Source organism: Streptacidiphilus sp. ASG 303 (genome assembly GCF_020991365.1).
Classification (GTDB): domain Bacteria; phylum Actinomycetota; class Actinomycetes; order Streptomycetales; family Streptomycetaceae; genus Peterkaempfera.
Window position 1 is genome coordinate 333,671 of the sequence record NZ_JAJLRA010000005.1, and the last position, 20,272, is coordinate 353,942.

Below are 20,272 nucleotides of genomic sequence, written 5' to 3' on the forward strand. Positions count from 1 at the left end.
CGGGCCGGGCCCCGGACCGCGGTGCGGTCCGGGGCCCGGCCACGGGAGGACGGGGGTCACTCGAAGGAGGGGCCCACGGTCCGGGTGCGCTTGATCTCGTAGAAGCCGGGGGTGCCGGCGACCAGGAGCGTGCCGTCCCACAGCCGGCCGGCGGCCTCGCCGCGCGGCACCGGCGTCACCACCGGGCCGAAGAAGGCGATCTGCTCGCCGTCGGCGCCGGGCACCGCGATGACCGGGGTGCCGACGTCCTCGCCGACCAGGGTGATGCCCTCCTTGTGGGAGGCCCGCAGCGCCTCGTCGTATGCGTCGCCGTCGGCCGCGGCGGCCAGCTCGCGGGGCAGGCCCGCCTCCTCCAGGGCGTCCTCGATCGTCGCGCGGTCGCGCGGCAGGCCCTGGTGGTGGAAGCGGGTGCCCAGCGCCGTGTACAGCGGGCCGAGCACGTCGTCGCCGTGCTGCGCCGCGGCGGCGATGCAGACCCGGACCGGGCCCCACGCCTCGTCCAGGAACGACCGGTACTGCTCGGGCAGGTCGCGGCCCTCGTTGAGCACGGCGAGGCTCATCACGTGCCAGCGGGTGCGCACCGGGCGCACCTGCTCCACCTCCAGCATCCAGCGGGAGGTGATCCACGCCCAGGGGCAGAGCGGGTCGAACCAGAAGTCGGCGGTCGTGGCCCCGTCTGCGGTCTCTGCGGTCTCGGCGGTGTGCGCGGTCTCTGCGGTCACGGTTCCCATCCTCGTCGGCACGGCGGTGTCCAGGACGCCCAACGCGGCACGCCCGCGGACCATTCCCCGGCCGCGGGACCCGGCCCGGGACCCGGCGGCGGCAGCGGGCCGCTCCCGGGCGCGGCGGGCGGCCCCCCGGGGGAGGCGGGGGCGGTGCCGGAGCCGGGGGCACCACCGGGAAGGGGGCCGCGTGGGAGGATGCGGGAGGGCGGCCCACCGGTCGCGACCTGCCCAGACCTCACCTGACCGCCGCAAGCCGGACAAGCCGCACACGGACGAGGGAGTACCGCAGTGCCGGGACGAAACCTGACCCGCGAGGAGGCCCGCGAGCGGGCCCGGATCCTGACGGTGGACGCGTACGACGTCCACCTCGACCTGCGCTCCGCCGCCGTGCCGGTGGACGACGGGACGGCGGGGACGTTCCGCTCCCGCACGACGGTGCGGTTCCGCTGCTCCGAGCCGGGCGCCGGGACCTTCCTCGACCTGCTCGCCCCCGCCGTGCACTCCGTCGTCCTCAACGGCCGCGCGCTGGACCCGGCCGAGGTCTTCGACGGCTCCCGGATCGCGGTGGAGGGCCTGGCGGAGGCCAACGAGCTGACGGTGGAGGCCGAGTGCGCCTACAGCCGCACCGGCGAGGGCCTGCACCGCTTCACCGACCCGGTGGACGGCGAGACCTACCTCTACACCCAGTACGAGCCGGCCGACGCCCGCCGGGTCTTCGCGACCTTCGAGCAGCCCGACCTCAAGGCGCCCTTCACCTTCTCCGTGACCGCGCCGGCCCGGTGGGAGGTGTTCTCCAACTCGGCCCCCGAGGGCGACCCCGAGGACGGCGGGCCCGACGGGGAGGGCCTGCGGACCTGGCGGTTCGCCCCGACCCTGCCGATCTCCACCTACATCACCGCCGTCGTCGCCGGCCCCTACCACGTGGAGCGCGACCACTACCGGCGCGAGCTGCCGGACGGCACCGTCCTGGAGATCCCGCTGGGCGCCCTGTGCCGCCGGTCGCTGGCGAAGCACTTCGACGCCGACGAGGTCTTCGCCGTGACCAAGCAGGGCCTGGACTTCTTCCACGACGTGTTCGACTACCCCTACCCCTTCGGCAAGTACGACCAGGCGTTCGTGCCCGAGTACAACCTCGGCGCCATGGAGAACCCCGGCTGCGTCACCTTCCGCGAGGAGTACGTCTTCCGCTCGAAGGTCACCGAGGCCGCGTACGAGGGCCGCGCCACCGTGGTGCTGCACGAGATGGCGCACATGTGGTTCGGCGACCTCGTCACCATGCAGTGGTGGGACGACCTGTGGCTCAAGGAGTCCTTCGCCGACTTCATGGGCACCTTCGCGCTGGTGGAGGCCACCCGGTACCAGGCCGGCTGGACCACCTTCGCCAACCGGCGCAAGGCGTGGGCGTACCGGCAGGACCAGCTGCCCACCACCCACCCGGTCACCGCCGACATCCGGGACCTGGAGGACGCCAAGCTCAACTTCGACGGCATCACCTACGCCAAGGGCGCCTCCGTGCTCAAGCAGCTGGTGGCGTACGTCGGCCGGGACGCCTTCTTCGAGGGCGCGCGGCGCTACTTCCGGCGGCACGCCTTCGGCAACACCGTGCTCGGCGACCTGCTCGCGGTCCTCGGCGAGACCTCCGGGCGGGGCGCCGACGCCATGGCGGAGTGGGCCCGGGCCTGGCTGCAGACGGCCGGCGTCAACACCCTCACCCCCGAGGTCGCGGTGGACGGCGACGGCCGGATCACCGAGCTGGCCGTCGTCCAGGAGGCCGCCGCCTCCCACCCCGGGCTGCGCCCGCACCGGGTTGCCGTCGGCCTCTACGGCCGCGACGCCTCCGGCGCCCTGGTCCGCACCGCCCGCGCCGAGCTCGACGTCACCGGCGCCCGGACCGTCGTCGCCGAGCTGGCCGGGCAGCCGCGCCCGGAGCTGGTCCTGGTCAACGACGACGACCTGACGTACTGCAAGGTCCGCTTCGACGACGCCTCGCTCGCGGCCCTGCGCGAGGGCCTCGGCGACGTCGCCGAGCCGCTGGCCCGGGCCCTGGCCTGGTCCGCGGTGTGGAACATGACCCGCGACGGCGTGCTGCCCGCCCGCGAGTACCTGGCCCTGGTGCTGCGCTTCGCCGGGCGCGAGTCGGACATCGGCGTGCTGCAGTCGCTGCACCAGCAGGCCGCGACGGCGCTGGACGTGTACGTCGCCCCGGAGCACCGCGAGGAGGCCGGGCGGCAGCTCGCCGACGGCGCCGTGCGGGAACTGCGCGCCGCCGCCCCCGGCGGCGACCACCAGCTGGCCTGGGCCCGGTTCCTCGCCCGGGTCGCCGCCTCCCCCGAGCACCTGCGGCTGGTCCGCGGCCTCCTCGACGGCACGCAGGCGGTCGACGGCCTCGACGTCGACCAGGAGCTGCGCTGGACGCTGTGGCAGACGCTGGCCGCCGCGGGCGCGGCGACCGCGGCCGACCTCGCCGCGGAACTGCAGCGCGACGACACCGCCAGCGGCCGCCGGCTGCAGCTCCACGCCCTGGCCTCCCGCCCCACGGCGGAGGCCAAGGCCGAGGCGTGGCGCTCCGTCGTGGAGTCCGACGAGCTGCCGAACGCCCTGGTGGAGGCCCAGATCGGCGGCTTCCAGCAGGCGGGGCAGCGCGAGCTGACGGCGCCCTACGCGGAGCGGTACTTCGCCGTCCTGGAGGACGTCTGGGAGAAGCGGACGATCGAGATCGCCCTGCGCATCGTCAGCGGCCTCTTCCCCCGGCTGCAGACCACGCCGCAGACGCTGGCCGCCGCAGACGCGTGGCTGGAGGGCCGCCCGGACGCCGCCCCGGCGCTGCGCCGCCTGGTCCTGGAGGCCCGCGACGACCTGGCCCGCGCCCTGCGCGCCCAGGAGTGCGACGCGGCCGCCGCATAGGCGCACCCGCCCCGGCCGCCCCGCGTGCCCGGTCCCCGCAGCGCGGGCCGGGCGGGCGGGGCGGCCGGACGCGTTCGCGGAGGGCGGAGGCGCGGGGCCCGGCCGGGCGGGGCCCGCGTGGGAGGATGCCCGGGAACGACGACGAAGGAGTCACGCGACGTGCCTGGCACCAACCTGACCCGTGAGGAGGCCCGCACCCGGGCCCAGCTCCTCCACGTGGACGCCTACGACATCGAGCTCGACCTGGGCGGGGCCCGGGACGGGGGCACCTACCGGTCCACCACCGTGGTCCGGTTCACCTCCCGCGAGCCCGGGGCGTCGAGCTTCATCGACCTGGTGGCCCCGGCCGTCCACGAGGTGGTGCTCAACGGCACCGCGCTCGACCCGGCGGAGGTCTTCGCCGACAGCCGGATCGCGCTGCCGTCGCTGGCCGCCGAGAACGAGCTGCGGGTGGTCGCGGACTGCGCCTACACCAACACCGGCGAGGGCCTGCACCGCTTCGTCGACCCGGTGGACGGCGAGACCTACCTCTACACGCAGTTCGAGGTCCCGGACGCCCGGCGCGTCTTCGCCTCCTTCGAGCAGCCGGACCTCAAGGCGTCCTTCCGCTTCACGGTGACCGCCCCGGCCGGCTGGGCCGTGGTCTCGAACGCGCCGACGCCGGAGCCGTCCCCCGGCGCGGCCGAGGGCACCCAGGTGTGGGCGTTCGAGCCCACCCCGCGGATCTCCTCGTACATCACCGCCCTGATCGCGGGCCCCTACGTCGGCGTCTTCGACGCCTACGAGGACGGCGGCCGGACGGTGCCGCTGGGCGTGTACTGCCGCCCCTCGCTGCGCGAGTTCCTCGACGCGGACCAGATCTTCGAGGTGACGAAGCAGGGCTTCGCCTACTTCGAGGAGAAGTTCGACCACCCGTACCCGTTCGCCAAGTACGACCAGCTCTTCGTGCCGGAGTTCAACGCCGGCGCGATGGAGAACGCGGGCGCCGTCACCATCCGCGACCAGTACGTCTTCCGCTCCAAGGTCACCGACGCGGCCTACGAGCTGCGCGCGGAGACGGTCCTCCACGAGCTGGCCCACATGTGGTTCGGCGACCTGGTCACCATGGAGTGGTGGAACGACCTGTGGCTGAACGAGTCGTTCGCCACCTTCACCTCGATCATCTGCCAGGCCGAGGCGGAGGGCAGCCGCTGGCCGCACGCCTGGACCACCTTCGCCAACTCCATGAAGACCTGGGCGTACCGGCAGGACCAGCTGCCGTCCACCCACCCGATCATGGCGGAGATCAACGACCTGGAGGACGTCCAGGTCAACTTCGACGGCATCACCTACGCCAAGGGCGCCTCGGTGCTCAAGCAGCTGGTGGCGTACGTCGGCAAGGACGAGTTCTTCCGCGGCGTGCAGGCGTACTTCCGCAGCCACGCCTGGGGCAACACCCGCCTCACCGACCTGCTCGGCGCCCTGGAGGAGACCTCCGGCCGCGACCTGAAGGCCTGGTCGAAGGCGTGGCTGGAGACCGCGGGCATCAACGTCCTGCGCCCGGAGGTCACCCTCGCCGAGGACGGCACCGTCGCCTCCTTCGCCGTGCTCCAGGAGGCCCCGGCCCTGCCCGCCGGCGCCCGCGGCGAGGCCGTGCTGCGCCCGCACCGCATCGCGGTCGGCTGCTACGAGCTCCAGGACGGGCGGCTGGTCCGCACCGACCGCGTCGAGCTGGACGTGGACGGCGCCCGCACCGAGGTCCCGCAGCTCGCCGGCCGCGCCCGGCCCGCGGTCTTCCTGCTCAACGACGACGACCTGTCGTACGCCAAGGTCCGTCTCGACGCCGAGTCGCTGGCGGCCGTCACCGCGCACCTGGGCGACTTCGCCGACTCCCTGCCGCGCGCCCTGTGCTGGGCCTCCGCCTGGGACATGACCCGCGACGGCGAGATGCCGACCCGGGACTACCTGGCGCTGGCGCTCTCCGGCCTCGGCCGCGAGTCCGACATCGGCGTGGTGCAGACCGTGCAGCGGCAGGTGAAGCTGGCGCTGGACCTGTACGCCGACCCCGCGTGGCGCGAGGAGGGCCTCGCCCGCTGGGCCGCGGCCTGCGAGGAGCAGCTGCGCGCCGCCGCCCCCGGCGGCGACCACCAGCTCGCGTGGGCGCGGGCCCTGGCCGCCGTCGCCCGCTCCGAGGAGCACCTGGCACTGCTGGCCGGGCTGCTCGACGGGTCGCAGACGGTGGACGGCCTCACCGTCGACACCGAGCTGCGCTGGGCGCTCCTCCAGCGGCTCGCCGCCACCGGCACCGCCGACGACAAGGCGGTCGAGGCGGAGCTGGAGCGCGACCGGACGGCCGCGGGCGAGCGCTACGCCGCCACCTGCCGGGCCTCGCGCCCGACCGCGGAGGCGAAGGCGGAGGCCTGGGCCTCGGTCGTCGAGTCCGACACCCTGCCGAACGCGGTGCAGGAGGCGGTGATCGGCGGCTTCGTCCAGACCGACCAGCGGGAGCTGCTGGCCCCGTACACCGAGCGGTACTTCGCCGTGGCGAAGGACGTCTTCGCGTCCCGGTCGCACGAGATCGCCCAGCAGATCATCGTGGGCCTGTACCCGTCGCTGCAGGTGGAGCAGGCCACGCTGGACGCCACCGACGCCTGGCTGGCCTCCGCCGAGCCGGCGCCGGCGCTGCGGCGCATGGTGGTGGAGTCCCGGGCCGGGGTGGAGCGGGCGCTGCGGGCGCAGGCCGCCGACCGGGCGGCCGGCGGGCGCTGACGCGTCGGTCCGCGGGCTCGGTCCGCGGGCCCGCTCGGGCTGCGGCCTGCGGGCTGCGGGCGCATCCGGAGGGGCGGGAGCACGGTGCGTGCTCCCGCCCCTCCGGCGTGCGGGCCGGGCGGTGCGGGAGGCCGGGACGGCCAGGGCGGCCAGGGCGGCCCCGGGGCGGGGCGTCCGGCGTGCGCGGGTGGTCCGGCGCGGATCAGGACAGGCCGGGCCGGGCCGGACCGGTTCAGTCCACCGGCATGCCGGAGGGCTCCTTGATCCGCTTCATGATCATCTGCGAGTTGACCTCGTGGACGCCCGGCAGGGCCGTCAGCCGCTCGATCCAGAACCGCTCGAAGGCGTCGCTGTCGGCGACCGCGATCCGCAGGAGGCAGCCCGGCGCCCCGTAGAGCCGGTACGCCTCGACGACCTCCGGGATGGCCGCCACCTCCGCCTCGAAGGCCTCCACCGCCTCGCGGTCGCGCCGCACCTCCACGGTGACGAAGAGCTCGAAGCCCCGCCCCACCGCCGCCGGGTCCACCTCCGCGCGGTAGCCGCGGATCACCCCGGACTCCTCCAGCCGGCGCACCCGGCGCAGGCACGGGGACGGCGACAGCCCCACCCGGTGGGCGAGCTCCTGGTTGGTCAGCCGCCCGTCGGCCTGGAGCTCGCGCAGGATCCTTCTGTCGATCGCGTCCACGACGCACCCTTCTGCCACGCTGCGGGCCCGCAGGGGGCTCCTCCCGCAAGCCTATGCCAGGAGGAAACGGATATTCTTGCCCATGTGGAACACGTGGACCAGAAGACCGTCGTCGTCGTGAGCACCGGCGGCACCATCGCCAGCCGGTGGCAGGGCACCGGGTACGCCGCCGAGGCCCCCGGGCAGGAGGTGCTCTCCTCCGCCCCGGTGCCGGACGGCGTCGCCGTGCGCGTCGTCGACCTCTTCACCGTCAACAGCCCGCGGCTGACCACCGCCCACCAGCTCGCGGTGGTGCGGGCCGTGCACGAGGCGCTGGCGGACCCCGGGGTCGACGGCGTCGTGGTCACCCACGGCACCGACACCCTGGAGGAGACGGCCTTCCTGCTGGACCTCCACCACGACGACCCGCGCCCGGTGGTGCTGACCGGGGCCCAGCGCCCGCTGGACGACGCCGACGGCGACGCCGCGGGCAACCTCCACGACGCGCTGCTGACGGCCTCGCGGGCGCGCGGCGCGGGCGTGCTGGTGGTCTTCGACGGGATGGTGCACGCCGCCCGGGGCACCGTGAAGGCGCACACCGTGGCGGCGGACGCGTTCTGCGACCCGTCAGGGACCCCGCTGGGCAAGGTCGGCTTCGGTGCGGTGAGCCCCCTGCCGCCGGCGCAGCGCCGGACGCGGCTGCCGCTGCCCCCGGCGGACGCGGCCGCGCCCCGGGTGGACATCGTGATGCACCACAGCGACGCCGACCCGCTGCTCCTGGAGGCGGCGGTGTCCGCCGGGGCGCAGGGCCTGGTGCTGGTGGGGACGGGTGCGGGGAACGCCACCCCGGAGTTCGCGGAGGCGGTGGCCCGCGCGGTGCGGGCGGGCGTGCTGGTGGCGGTCACCACGCGGGTGCCGGCCGGTCCGGTCGTCCCGCTCTACACCGGCGGCGGGGCGGTCGACCTCGCGGCGGCGGGCGCCGTCCTCACCGGCACGCTCCGTGCCGGGCAGGCCCGGATCGCGGTGCTCGCGGCGCTCCTCGCGGAGGACGGGGCGCAGCGGCGGACCGAGGTGCTGCGCGGCCTCGTCGGACCGGCGCAGGCCGGGACCGGGGCCGCGGCGGAGGCCGAGGGGGCCGGGCGGGCCGCCTGAGCGGGCGGGCCGGTGCGGGGCCCGGACGGGCGGTCCGGTGCAGGCGGTCCGGTCCGGGTCAGCCCGGTTCAGGACAGCCCAATTCAGGACAGCGCGGCTCGGGACAGCGCGGTTCGGGCCGCCCCGCACGGGCGGACGCGGATGCGGCGGAGCGCCGCCGGGCGGGTGCCCGGCGGCGCTCCGCCGCAGTCGTCGCGGTCCGTCAGGACCGCTTCTTGCGGCCGCTGACCGACGGGAGCATCACGAGGCCGGCGATCACCAGGAACGCCACCACCGGGATGACCACGTACAGGCCCACGGTCTCGACGACGCTCAGGCCGCTGCCCGGGTCGTCGCCGTCGTCCCGGATGTTCGCAAAGGCGGGGGACGACATCAGCATCATCAGCGTGGCGACGGCCGAGACCGCACCGGCACGCAGGGCATTCCTCTTGTCCACGCCCCTAAAGGTAGACCCCTCGCGGCCGGCGCCGCGCGCCGGGGTCGCCCCGCGGCTCAGCGTGTCCCCCCGTCCCCGCCGCCGCGCAGCCCCGCCATGACCGCGGCCAGCTCGGCGGTGCGGGGCGCGGCCGCCAGCTGCTCCAGCGTCACGGGCCGTCCGGCGGCGTCGGCGACGGGCAGCCGCCAGTTGGGGTACTGGTCCCAGGTGCCCGGCAGGTTCTGCGGACGCGGGTCGCCGAGGGTGTCCGGCAGCCAGACGCCCAGCAGCTTCGCCGGGGTCCGCAGCAGGTAGCGGTGGAGCGCGGCGACGGCGTCGGGGAGGTGGGGGCCGGTGCCGGGCGCGTCCTCGTCCGCGGCCGGCCCCTCCCCGTACGGCGGCACGGAGAGCAGGCCCTCGCGGGCGAGCTCGCCCAGCCACTCCTCGCGCTCCTCGTCGTCCGCGGCCTGCTCCTCCTCCAGCGGCCGGGCGAGCAGCCCGAGGCGGTGGCGCAGCTCCACGTGCTCGCCGGAGAGGCGGGCGGCGGTCGACGGCAGGTCGTGGGTGGTGAGGGTGGCCAGGCACTGCTCGCGCCACCGCTCGGGCGGCAGCGGGCCGCCGGAGCCGTCCGGCGCGTAGTCGCGCTCGAACCACAGCACGGAGGTGCCGAGCACGCCCCGGTCGGCCAGCTCCTCGCGCACGCCCGGCTCGACGGTGCCGAGGTCCTCGCCGATGACGGCGGCGCCCGCCCGGTGCGCCTCCAGGGCGAGCACGCCGAGCATCGCCTCGCTGTCGTACCGGACGTAGGTGCCCTGCGTCGGCGGCAGGCCCGCGGGCACCCACCAGAGCCGGAACAGGCCCATGACGTGGTCGATGCGCAGCGCCCCGGCGTGCCGCAGGACGCCGCGCAGCAGGTCGGCGTAGGGGGCGTAGCCGGCCTCGGCGAGGGCGTCGGGCCGCCACGGGGGCAGGCCCCAGTCCTGGCCGTGGGCGTTGAAGGCGTCCGGCGGGGCGCCGACCGAGATGCCCTCGGCGAGGACCCGCTGCAGGGCCCAGGCGTCGGCGCCGTCGGGGTGCGCGCCGACGGCGAGGTCGTGGACGAGGCCGACCGGCATCCCGGCGCCGGCGGCGGCGTCCTGGGCGGCGGCGAGCTGGTCGTCGACCACCCAGCACAGCCAGCGGTGGAACTCGACGGCCTCGGCGTGCTCCTCCCGGGCACGGGCCACGGCCGGGCCCGCGGGGTCGCGCAGCTCCTGCGGCCAGCGGTGCCAGTCGCCGCCGTGCAGGGCGGCGAGGGCGCACCAGGTGGCGTAGTCCTCCAGGCGGCCGCCCTCGCGGGCGAGGAACGCCCGGTAGGCGGCCTCGCGGCCGACGGGGCGCGGCACCCGGTGGACCAGCTCCAGGGCCTCCCGCTTCAGCTCCCAGACGGCGTCGCGGTCGACGAGGCCCTCCTCGAGCAGGACCGCGTCGCGCAGCGCGGCGCCGCGGGCGGCGAGCCGGTCGGCCCGCTCCCGCTCCTTCGGCGGCAGGTACGCGTACTCCGGCACCGCCTCGGGCCGGACGTGCACGGGGTCGGGGAACCGGCGCGAGGACGGTCGGTACGGCGAGGGGTCGGAGGGGGTGCCCGGCAGGGCGGCGTGGAGCGGGTTGACCTGGACGAACCCGGCGCCCAGCGCGTGGCCGGACCACTGCGCGAGGTCCGCGAGGTCGGCGAGGTCGCCCATGCCCCAGGAGCGCTCCGAGAGCACCGAGTAGAGCTGCACCAGGAAGCCCCAGCTGCGGCCGGGGAGCGGCTCCAGGCGGGCGGGTGCGACGACGAGCGGGGCGGCGGCCGTGCGGTCGGGCAGCCGGGCGTGCAGGGTGTGGCGGCCCAGCGGCAGGTCGGGCGGCAGCACCCGGGCGGGGGTGCCCGCGCCGGCCGCGACCCGGCGGACGCCGCCGTCCTCCAGCTCCACCCACAGCTCGGCCCCGGCGGGCACGGCCACCGACACCTGGCGGCCCGCGCGGGCGACCACGCACGGCGGCAGCAGGCGGGCGGCGGCGCGGCGACGGTGCTCCTCGAGGGCGGCGCGCACGGCCTCGGGGGTGGAGGCGTCGACGCCGAGCGCGGCGAGGACGGCGACCAGGGTGTCCCGGGAGACCGCGACCGGGCCGCTGCCGGGGTCGTACTCCGTGTCGACCCGGTGGGCGGCGGCCAGTTCGGCGAGCGCACCGTCGGGCGGCGGGGCGCCGGGGCCGGCGGACGCCGCCCCGTCGGCTGCTGCACTGCCTGCTGCTGCACTGTCCAGGGATGCGGACAACGTCGGGCTCCTCGGGGGTCGGCGACGCCGTGCGGGAACGGGTGACGGGAAGACACCTACCCCGCCCGCCCGCCTGCGGCACTCCGGCGCGCCCGCCGCCGGCGCTTCTTCGCCGCTCCGGTCCAACGGCCGGGAGCGGCCCGGGCCCGCCGGGGGCCGGGGCGGGCGGCGCGGCCGGGGCGGGGCGGGCGGCGCGGCCGGTCGATCGGTGGCGACAAAACGGGCATACGTGCCGGAGACGTTGACACCCCCGCCGTCCGAATGGTGGGCTCGTGCCGAATCCGCACGGCGCGTACGCGGCCCGCGAGGCCGCGGGGTCAGCCGTGGCCGGGTTCACCGGCCGCCGGACGACCCGCTGGTAGGAGGACCCGTGGAGACCCGCCTCTCGGTGCCCGCCGCGGCCGGGGTCCAGCTCCGCCGCCGACTGGAGCGCAGCGCCGTCCTGCGCGACGTGGTCCACCACCCCGCGGCGCTCGCCGCCCGCCGCACCACCGCCCGTACCGCGCGCCGGATCGCGCCGCTCACCGCCGACCGGCTCATCGCGGACCTCAAGGGCACCGACCCGCTGCTGGAGGAGGTCCGCGCGGAGCGTGCCGCGACCGCGCCCGGCCGGCCCCTCCCCCGCTCCCGCGCGGGCGGCCGACGGGCCACCCTGCGCGCCACCGCCGCCCTGTCGGCGGCCGCCGTCGTGGGCGGCCTGGTGGCGGGGGCCCAGCCCGCCGCCGCGGCCGGGCGGGACGGCGGCGCGGCGGCCGTCGCCGCCGACGGCGCGGCGGTGGTCACCGGCGAGGGCCACACCGCGCCGGCCGTCCCCGAGGTCCTGCCCCGCCCGCAGGACGTGCGGGCCGGCGGGCAGGCGGTGCCGGTGCCCCGCCGGGTCGTGCTGGTCGCCGCGCCCGCGGCCGACCCCGGTGCCGTGGACGCGGTGCGGGAGGTGCTGCTCGGGGCCGGGGCCCGGGACGTCCGCGTGGTGCCGCAGGCGCCCGCCCCCGTCGCGGGCGGGCTGACCGTGCTGGTCGGCGGCACGGCCGAGGGCGCCGACGGCGCGACCGACCGGACGCTGCGCGAACTGGCCGCGGCCGCGGGCCGCCCCGACACGCAGGCGCCGTCCCCCGCCGGGCTGCCCGCGGGGGGCTACGTGCTGTCGGCGGGCCGCCTGCCCCTGCCCGGCGGCGGCTCCCACGGCGCCGTGGTCCTCGCCGGCGTCGACGCCGAGGGCACCTTCCACGCCGCCCAGACCCTGCGCCAGCTGGTGACCGCGGTCCCCTCCGGCGGCCGGGACGGGGGCACCGGGCGCGGCCTGCCGGGCGTCACCGTCCGCGACTGGCCGTCAACGGGGGTGCGGGGCACCGTCGAGGGCTTCTACGGGCAGCCGTGGACGGCCGAGCAGCGGCTCTCCGAGATCGACTTCCTGGGCCGCACCAAGCAGAACGCCTTCCTCTACGCGCCGGGCGACGACCCCTACCGGGTCTCCCGCTGGCGCGAGCCCTACCCGGCGGCCCGCGCCGCGGAGCTGCGCGCGCTCACGGAGCGCGCCGCCCGCAACCACGTGGTGCCCGGGTACGCCCTCGCGCCCGGCCAGTCCCTCTGCTACACCTCCGACGACGACGTGCGGGCGCTCGTCGCCAAGCTGGAGTCGCTGTGGGGCCTGGGCTTCCGGTCGTTCCAGCTGCAGTTCCCGGACGTGTCGTACGACGAGTGGCACTGCCGCGCCGACCGCTCCGCCTACGGGACCGGCCCGGAGGCGGCGGCCCGGGCGCAGGGCCGGCTGGTGCGGCGGGTGCTGGACGGCCTCGCGGCGGCGCACGGCGGGCAGGGGGCGGCGCCGCTGACGGTGATGCCGACCGAGTACCACCAGGTCGGCGCGACGCCGTACCGCAGGGCGTTGGCGAAGGAGCTGCCGCCGTCCGTGCAGGTGGCGTGGACGGGCGTCGGCGTCGTGCCGCGGCGGATCGGCGCGGACCAGCTGCGGGAGACCGCGGCCGTCCTGGCGCACCCGCTGGTCACCATGGACAACTACCCGGTCAACGACTGGTCCGAGGACCGGCTCTACCTGGGCCCGTACACCGGCCGCGAGGCGGGCGTGGCCACCGGCTCGGCGGCGCTGCTGGTGAACGCGATGGAGCAGCCCGTCGCCTCCCGGATCGCCCTGTCCACCGCCGCGGACTACGCCTGGAACCCCGCCGGGTACGACCCGGCGGCCTCGTGGCGCGGCGCGCTGCGGACCCTGGCCGACGGCTCGGGGGCGGCGGCCGGCGACGCGCTGCGGACCCTGGCGGCCAACAGCGCCTCCTCGCCGCTGGACGGGCGGGAGTCGGCGTACCTGCAGCCGCTGCTGCAGCGCTTCTGGGCCGCCCTGGAGCCCACCGTCGCCGCGTCGGACGAGCGGCGGCCCGGCGGCGGGAGGGCCGGCGCCGCGGGGAGGGCCGTCGGCGGGCGGGCCCCCGGGGGGAAGGCCGCCGCCGGGAAGGCCGCCGCCGGGCCGCAGGCGCCGGCGCGGAACGGCGGCGACGCGGAGCTGGCACGGGCGGCCGGGGCGCTGCGCGACGCCTTCGGCGCCATGGAGCGGGCCCCGCAGGCGCTGCGGCCGGTGGCGGGCGGCGCGCTCGCCGACGAGGCCGGGCCGTGGCTGGAGCAGCTCGCCCGCTACGGCCGCGCCGGGCGGGCGGCCGTGGACATGCTGCTGGCGCAGCGCGGCGGGGACGGCGCGGCGGCCTGGCGGGCCCGCCTGGAGCTGCGCGGCCTGACGGCGGGGATCGCCCGCGGGTCGGCCACGGTCGGCGCCGGGGTGCTGGACCCGTTCCTCAGGCGGGTGCTGCGGACCGGCGACGCGTGGGCGGGCACGGGCGGTGCGGGCGGCCGGGCCACCACCACCATGGGCCCGGAGCCCGGCCACGGCGCGGCGATGATGACCGACGACGACCCGGACACCTTCTTCTGGAGCGACGCGCCGCCCCAGCGGGACGACTCGGTGGGCGTGGACCTGGGGTCGGACCGGCCGGTGGGGCGGATCACGGTCCGGATGGGCTCCGCGGACCCGGACGGGGGCGCGGACGGAAGCGCGGCGGCCCCCTCCGCCGGCCCGTCCGGTGGCGCGGCCGCAGGTCCGGGCGGCGACCCGTCCGGCGACCCGTCCTCCGACGCGGACGCCGACTCGGCCGCCGGGGAGGACGTGGACGAGGGCTACCTGCACCACGCGGTGCTGGAGTACTCCAACGGCGACGGCGGCTGGCACCGGGTCACGGAGGTCTCGGACGCCCGCACCGTCTCGGCGGCGCTGCCGCCGGGGACCGTCGCCCGCTACGTGCGGCTGCGCGCCACCGAGGGCCAGGAGGCGACGGTGGCGGTCCGCGAGTTCACGGTGACGGCGCCCGGCGCAGGCGAGCCGACCGCCGACGGCGGCCCGCCCGCCGTGCCCGGCTCCCCCGCCTCGGCCGCCGTCGACGGCGACCCGGACACCGCCTACCGGGCGGCCGCGGCCCCGACCCCCGCCGACCGCCGGCTGGTGGTGGAGCTCGGCGCCGACCGCCCGCTGGACCGGGTCTCGGTGCTCACCGACCCCTCCGTCCGGGCGGAGGCCGAGGTCGAGGTGCGGCGGCCGGGCGGCGCCTGGACCCGGCTGGGGTCGCTGCGGCCGGGCTACACCGAGCTGGCCGCCGGGGGCGAGCGCGCCGACGCGGTCCGGCTGACCTGGACCGACGGCAGCGAGGCGCCGGTCGTCAACGAGATCGTGCCCTGGTACGCGGACACGCCCGTCGCCCGGCTGGAGGTGTCCCGCAGCGCGCTCGACGTGGTGGCGGGCGACCCGCGGCCGGCCACGGCGGGCGCCGTCCTGAGCGCGACCCGGGCCGGTGCGGCCTCCGGGCGCTTCACCGTGCGGCTCCCGGCCGGGGCGAAGGGGCTGACCGCCTCCGCGCCGGCCACCGTGACGGTGCCGCGCGGCGGCCGGCTGGCCGTGCCGCTGGCGGTGTCCGCCGCGGCGGACACGCCGAGCGGGGTGTACCGGGTGCCGGTGGAGTTCACCGCGGACGGCCGCACGGTGCGCGAGGAGCTGCAGGTCAGGGTGGTGCCACCGGTCTCCGGCCCGGACCTGGCCCGCGGCGCCGCGGCCACCTCGTCCGGCGACCGCGACGGCCACCCGGCCTCGGCCGCCGTCGACGGCGACCCCGCGACCCGCTGGGCCTCCTCCGGCGGCGACGACTCCTGGCTGCAGCTGGAGCTGCCGCAGGCCGCCCGGCTCGGCTCGGTGGTGCTGCACTGGCAGGACGACGCCGTCCTCCGCTGGCAGAACGCCTACGCGGTCGCCTACCGGGTGGAGACCTCGCCCGACGGTGTCTCCTGGACCACCGCCGCCTCGGTGGAGGACGGCCACGGCGGCACCGAGACCGTGCGGCTGGACGCCTCGGACGCCCGCTTCGTACGGGTCCAGGGGGTGCTGGCCGCCAACCGGTTCGGCTGCTCGCTCTCCTCGGTGGAGGTGTACGGGGCCGCGGCGCCGGCCGGCCGGGAGCCGGCCGCCCCGGAGCGGGACGGCGCTCCCCCGGCGGTGCCCGCGCCCCCGTACGCCGCGGCCACGCCGTCCGTCCCCGCCTCGCCGTTCGCCTCCGTGTCGCCGGACGCGGACGCGCCGTCGCCGGAGGCGACGGAGCTGCCGCGGACGCCGTAGCGGCCGGGGGTGCAGCCCGGGACCGGGACCGGGCCGGAACGCGGAGGGCCGGCGGCGCGTCCGTCGGGGACGCGCCGCCGGCCCATGAGGCGTGCCGTGCCGTGACCCGCCGGGCGGGGGGACGGCAGCGGGTCAGGCGGAGAGCTGCTGTGCGGGCTCGCCGCGGTGGTCGTGGAGGGTCCGCCCGTGGGGGGAGCGGTCGAGGGGGACGGCCGGCCGGCCGGAGGGGTCGGCGAGGCCGGGGAGGTCGGGTCGGTCGGGGAGGCCGGGGCGGTCGGGCGCGTCGAACTGCTCGCGGCCGCCGTACGGCTCCAGGTAGGGGCGCCACCTCGGGTCCCGGTGCCCGGTGCCGATGATGCGCCAGGCGAGGCCCGTGGGTGGCGCGGGTGGTCGCTTCATCCGCCACCCGAGTTCGGAGAGGTGGCGGTCGCTCTTGACGTGGTTGCAGCGGCGGCAGGCCGCCACCACGTTGTCCCAGCGGTGCTGGCCGCCGCGGCTGCGCGGGACCACGTGGTCCACGCTGGTGGCGGCGGCCCCGCAGTAGACGCACCGGCCGTTGTCGCGGGCGAAGAGCGCGCGGCGGGTCAGCGGGACGGGACCTCGAAAAGGGACCCGCACGAAGCGGGTCAGCCGGACGACGGACGGCGCCGTGACGGCGCTGGTGGCGCTGTGCAGGGTGATCCCCGAGTCCTCCAGGCTGACGGCCTTGTTGTTGAGGACGAGGATGAGCGCGCGGCGCATCGAGACGACGCCGAGCGGCTCGTACGACGCGTTGAGGACGAGGACATGCGGCACGGATGCCTCCTTGTACGCCTACGGCGCGTGGCTCGCGCCGGGACGAGCGGGTGTCGCGCATCGCTGCGCGATCTCCCCTCAGTGTCGCCGCATGCCTGGCCACGGCGCCACCAATCCCGTGTAACGGACCAGGTGTGTGTTCTCCCACAGGCGGTATGCCCCGCGGGGCGGCCCGGTTCACCCCCGATCGCCCCCGACCGGCGCCGTTCCGCACCCGGACGCTCACCGAGCGTCCCGGTCCGGGCGGGCGGTGCGGGCTGCGCCGGTAGGGTGAGGGGTCCCAACGCCCCCGAACCGAAGGGTCTCCACCGTGCCACCGTCCGGTAGCGCCGGCCTTCTCGCCGCAGGCGCCGGTCCGTCCCCGTCCCCGTCCCCGTCCCCGAGCCCCTCCTCCGGCGGGCCGCTCGGCAACACCTCCCCCAGCCTGACCCAGGTCCAGCAGAGCGCCGACCAGGCGGCGAGCTGGGTGGACCAGAACTGGCAGGGCTGGGTCGCGGGCGGCGTGAAGATCATCTTCATCGTGGTCCTGGCCCTGGTGCTGCGGGCCGTGGTCCGCAAGATGATCACGCAGCTGATCGCGCGGATGACGCGGGGCGCCGAGGAGAGCGCCGCGGGCGCCGGGCGCCTGGGCGGGCTGCTGGTCAACGCCGAGCGGCGGCGGCAGCGGTCCGAGGCGATCGGCTCGGTGCTGCGGAGCGTGGCGTCCTTCACCATCCTCGGCACCGCGGCGCTGATGGTGCTGTCCGCCCTGGGGGTCAACCTCGCCCCGCTGCTGGCCAGCGCCGGCGTGGCGGGCGTCGCCATCGGCTTCGGCGCCCGGAACCTGGTCACCGACTTCCTCTCCGGCGTCTTCATGATCCTGGAGGACCAGTACGGCGTCGGCGACGAGATCGACGCGGGCGTGGCCAGCGGCACCGTGCTGGAGGTGGGCCTGCGGGTGACCAAGCTGCGCGGCGCCGGGGGCGAGATCTGGTACGTCCGCAACGGCGAGGTGAAGCGGATCGCCAACATGAGCCAGGGCTGGTCGACCGCCGCGGTGGACGTGCAGGTCGGCTACCGCGAGGACCTGGACCGGGTGCAGGCGGTCATCCTGGCGACGGCGGAGGAGATGGCGAAGTCCGCGCCGTGGGACGAGATGCTCTGGGAGCCCGTGCAGGTGCTGGGCGTGGAGGAGGTGGCCGCCGACTCGGTGGTGCTGCGGGTGGAGGCCCGCACCATGCCGGGCCGGGCGGGCCTGGTCGGCCGCACGCTGCGGGCGCGGTTGAAGGCGGCCTTCGACGCGGCGGGCATCCGGCTCAAGGACGAGGGCGTGACCGCGGTGCCGGCGGCGGACGCGGCGGACGGGGCCGCCGCAGCGGCGGCGGCGGTGGCGGTCACGGAGGCGGTGCCCGCGGGGGACGCCCCCGTGCCGCGCGCGGAGTCGTCCGCGGGCCAGGAGGCGGGCAAGGGCTGAGCCCGGCCGGCCCGAGAGGCGCGCGGAGGCGTGCGGAGGCGTGCGACGCGGCCCCGGACCCCGTGGAGGGGTCCGGGGCCGCGTGCTGTCCGCTCGATGCGAGCGGGGAGGCGTGCGGCGCCGCCCGGCCCCCCGGTCGGCGCCGCGCCGGCCGTGCGGCGGGCCCGGAACTGGACCGCCGCGCGACCGGTCGGAGTGCGGAGCGGCGGCGGCAGCCGTATCCACCCCTTTCCCGGGTTCCGCCGCGCCGGTTCCCGGATATGCGGTCTGCCGTATTTACCGCGCTGTCACCGGGCAGGCCGGAAACTGCCCGGGGATACACGCGGCCGGGGGCCCGAGGGGCTTTCCCGTACGACCGTCCGCACTCCTCGTGCCGCTTCCGGACTGGTCCGGCGGGCGGCACAACGGAGATCCTTCACTGCTGACGGTCCCCCGTCAAACCGACCTTCCTGGTCATATGTTCAATCCTGAAGAATCCATGACGTTGGGTAGCGGTGAATGCGCTCCCGAATGCCTTCTCCCCGCATTTTCCGCACCCTCCGCACGCGATGCGTGACGGAGAGTCAGCGAGTGTGACCCGCGGCACATTTTCACCGTGCGTCGCCGGGTGGTCACGGGGAGCCTCCGGCGGCTGGCGGGGCAGGGCGGACGGGGCGGCCGGGGCAGGCGGAGCGGCGGGCGGGCGGCGCAGGCGGGGGCGGGCGGGGCGGCCGGGAGGAGCAGGGGGCCGGGGCCGGCGCGGCGGCGCAGGCATACGGCCGCGCTCCCGGGGCAGCCGCGTGGAGGACACCACCTGACCGCGGATCAGGCGCCCCACCGGCGGCCCGGTCCCGCAGAACCTCCGGGAGGAGCACGACATGGCAGGCTACGGGCACCGCAACCACGTCACACGGGGCAACGCGCACGCGCTCTCCCTCGCCAGTCTCATCACCGGCATCCTCAGCCTGATCGTCTTCAGCATCGTGCTCGGCCCGGTGGCCGTGGTCACGGGCTACCTGGCGATGAACCGCACCCGCGGGGCGCGCGGCGGCGACCACACCATGGCCGTGGTCGGCCTGGTGCTGGGCGCGATCGCCACCGTGCTGGCGATCGTCGGCATCGCCGCCATGAGCGGCAACGGTCTGTACTGGCACATGTGACCGGGCGGCGCGGGCTGCCGCCCGCGCACCTGACGGCACCTCACGGGCCGGTTTCCGCCTCGGCGGGGGCCGGCCCGCCGCCGGTTCCCCCCGCCCCCGCGCCCCGCCACCGGTGAAGGTCCCGTGCCCGCCGCTGGCACGTTCGGCGCGGAACGCCCGCCGCCGGCCTGCGCGCACTTGCCCGACGGCGGGCCTCGGCCTACGGTCGTCGACCGTGCACGCACCGCTGATCAGCATCGTCGTCCCCGCCCACGACGAGTCCGGACGGCTCGGCGACTGCCTGGAATCCGTCCTGCGGCAGTCCTTCGCCGACGTCGAGGTCCTGGTGGTGCAGGACCGCTCCCCCCAGACACCGCAGACGCTCCCCGCCTCCTCCCGCGACCCGCGGGTGGCGGTGCTCAGGCTCGGTGCGGCGGTGGGCGTGGGGCAGGCCCGCAGCGCGGGCGCCGACCGGGCGCGCGGCGGCCACCTGCTCTTCCTCGACGCCGACCACACCCTGGCCGACGGCGCCCTGCAGGCGCTGGCCGACCGGCTGCGGGAGGCCGGCGACCCGGACGTCCTGCTGTTCGGCCACGCCCACCTGCACGCCGGCCGCCGGCCCGGAGCCGCCGCGGAACTGCTGGAAGCGGCGGCGTCCGGCACGTTCGCCCCGCTGGAGCGGCCCGAGCTGTTCGGGGCGCCCGCCCACAGCTGGGACCGGCTCGTCCGCCGCGAGCTGTGGGTGCGCGAGGGCCTGCGCTTCCCCGAGGGCCTGTACGAGGAGGTGCCGGTGGTGGTGCGGGCGATGCTGGCCGCGCGGAGCGCCGCGGTCCTCCCCCGCGAGTGCGTCGAGCTCCACCGGCGGCACACCCTGCACCCGGCGGGGTCGCCGGGGAGCAGCCACTTCGACATCTTCGGCCAGTACGAGCGCGCCTTCGCCCACGTGGAGGCGCTGGGTCCGGCGGCGGAGCCGGTGCGCGTCCACCTCTTCGACCGGATGGTCCGGCACTGCCTGTTCGTCCTGGAGCTCGGCGGCTGCGTGCCGCGGGCGTCCCGGCAGGCGTTCTTCCGGGCGGCGGCCGACCACCACCGGCGGTACCTGCCGGCCGGGCACCGGCGGCCCGAGGGGCGGGAGGGCGTGAAGTTCTCCCTGCTCGCCGGTGGCTCCTACAGCGCCTACGAGATCGCGAAGCTGTCGCACATCGCCGGGGGCAGGGTGGCCTCCCGGCTCCGTTGAGCAACCGGGCGACCCGCGGCCGGCCGTCCGCGTCCCGCCGGGCGCCCCGCGCGTCCGGCGGGGGCCGGACGCCCCGCCCGGGGGCTCGACGGCGC

General features: G+C 77.2%; 12 protein-coding genes. 7 read left to right on the forward strand and 5 right to left on the reverse strand.

The genetic code is table 11. The annotated features are described in order from the left end of the window. Window positions 1-56 precede the first annotated feature (56 nt). Complete coding sequence (locus LO771_RS10235) at window positions 57-722, reverse strand: DsbA family protein (protein WP_230650092.1); 666 nt, start codon at window positions 720-722, stop codon at window positions 57-59. Window positions 723-1,013: 291 nt separating this feature from the next. Here LO771_RS10235 and pepN (LO771_RS10240) point away from each other — a divergent pair, with 291 nt between their 5' ends. After that, window positions 1,014-3,629 carry an aminopeptidase N gene (pepN, locus tag LO771_RS10240; RefSeq protein ID WP_230650095.1) on the forward strand — a complete coding sequence of 872 codons (2,616 nt, stop codon included), beginning with the start codon at window positions 1,014-1,016 and terminating at the stop codon, window positions 3,627-3,629. A gap of 159 nt (window positions 3,630-3,788) precedes the next feature. Beyond that, window positions 3,789-6,377: an aminopeptidase N gene (pepN, locus tag LO771_RS10245; RefSeq protein WP_230650097.1), complete on the forward strand. Its 2,589-nt coding sequence runs from the start codon at window positions 3,789-3,791 to the stop codon at window positions 6,375-6,377. Between the two features lie 232 nt (window positions 6,378-6,609). Here pepN (LO771_RS10245) and LO771_RS10250 read toward each other — a convergent pair whose 3' ends face one another. Beyond that, on the reverse strand, window positions 6,610-7,062 hold the full coding sequence (locus tag LO771_RS10250) for an Lrp/AsnC family transcriptional regulator (protein ID WP_230650100.1): 453 nt from the start codon (window positions 7,060-7,062) through the stop codon (window positions 6,610-6,612). Window positions 7,063-7,146: 84 nt separating this feature from the next. On the opposite strand from LO771_RS10250, the gene LO771_RS10255 reads away from it, so the two are divergent. Further along, a complete protein-coding gene (locus LO771_RS10255; protein ID WP_230650102.1) occupies window positions 7,147-8,193 on the forward strand; it encodes an asparaginase in 1,047 nt (348 codons plus the stop codon). A gap of 202 nt (window positions 8,194-8,395) precedes the next feature. Here the strand turns inward: LO771_RS10255 and LO771_RS10260 are convergent, their stop codons facing one another. Then, on the reverse strand, window positions 8,396-8,629 hold the full coding sequence (locus LO771_RS10260) for a hypothetical protein (RefSeq protein WP_230650105.1): 234 nt from the start codon (window positions 8,627-8,629) through the stop codon (window positions 8,396-8,398). Window positions 8,630-8,685: 56 nt separating this feature from the next. Beyond that, window positions 8,686-10,908: a 4-alpha-glucanotransferase gene (gene malQ / locus LO771_RS10265; protein ID WP_374228123.1), complete on the reverse strand. Its 2,223-nt coding sequence runs from the start codon at window positions 10,906-10,908 to the stop codon at window positions 8,686-8,688. A gap of 370 nt (window positions 10,909-11,278) precedes the next feature. Between malQ and LO771_RS10270 the strand changes: the two genes are divergently transcribed. Further along, entirely contained in the window at window positions 11,279-15,574 is a 4,296-nt protein-coding gene (locus LO771_RS10270) for a beta-N-acetylglucosaminidase domain-containing protein (RefSeq protein ID WP_230650108.1), read from the forward strand. 132 nt (window positions 15,575-15,706) lie between these two features. Here the strand turns inward: LO771_RS10270 and LO771_RS10275 are convergent, their stop codons facing one another. Continuing rightward, complete coding sequence (locus LO771_RS10275; protein ID WP_230650111.1) at window positions 15,707-16,369, reverse strand: HNH endonuclease; 663 nt, start codon at window positions 16,367-16,369, stop codon at window positions 15,707-15,709. A gap of 310 nt (window positions 16,370-16,679) precedes the next feature. Here LO771_RS10275 and LO771_RS10280 point away from each other — a divergent pair, with 310 nt between their 5' ends. The 3 genes from LO771_RS10280 to LO771_RS10290 all read left to right on the forward strand — a co-directional run bounded on the left by LO771_RS10280 (window position 16,680) and on the right by LO771_RS10290 (window position 20,177). Then, window positions 16,680-17,822 (forward strand): mechanosensitive ion channel family protein, encoded by a 1,143-nt coding sequence (locus LO771_RS10280; RefSeq protein ID WP_230650112.1) that lies wholly within the window; start codon window positions 16,680-16,682, stop codon window positions 17,820-17,822. A gap of 857 nt (window positions 17,823-18,679) precedes the next feature. Then, window positions 18,680-18,961, forward strand: coding sequence for a DUF4190 domain-containing protein (locus LO771_RS10285; RefSeq protein ID WP_230650114.1), 282 nt, complete (start codon window positions 18,680-18,682; stop codon window positions 18,959-18,961). Between the two features lie 214 nt (window positions 18,962-19,175). Then, entirely contained in the window at window positions 19,176-20,177 is a 1,002-nt protein-coding gene (locus tag LO771_RS10290) for a glycosyltransferase (RefSeq protein WP_230650116.1), read from the forward strand. The last annotated feature ends 95 nt before the right edge of the window (window positions 20,178-20,272 follow it).

Bases quoted from the DNA above. Each gene is read 5' to 3' on its own strand.
- LO771_RS10285 (WP_230650114.1), top strand. From the start codon at position 18,680: ATGGCAGGCTACGGGCACCGCAACCACGTCACACGGGGCAACGCGCAC.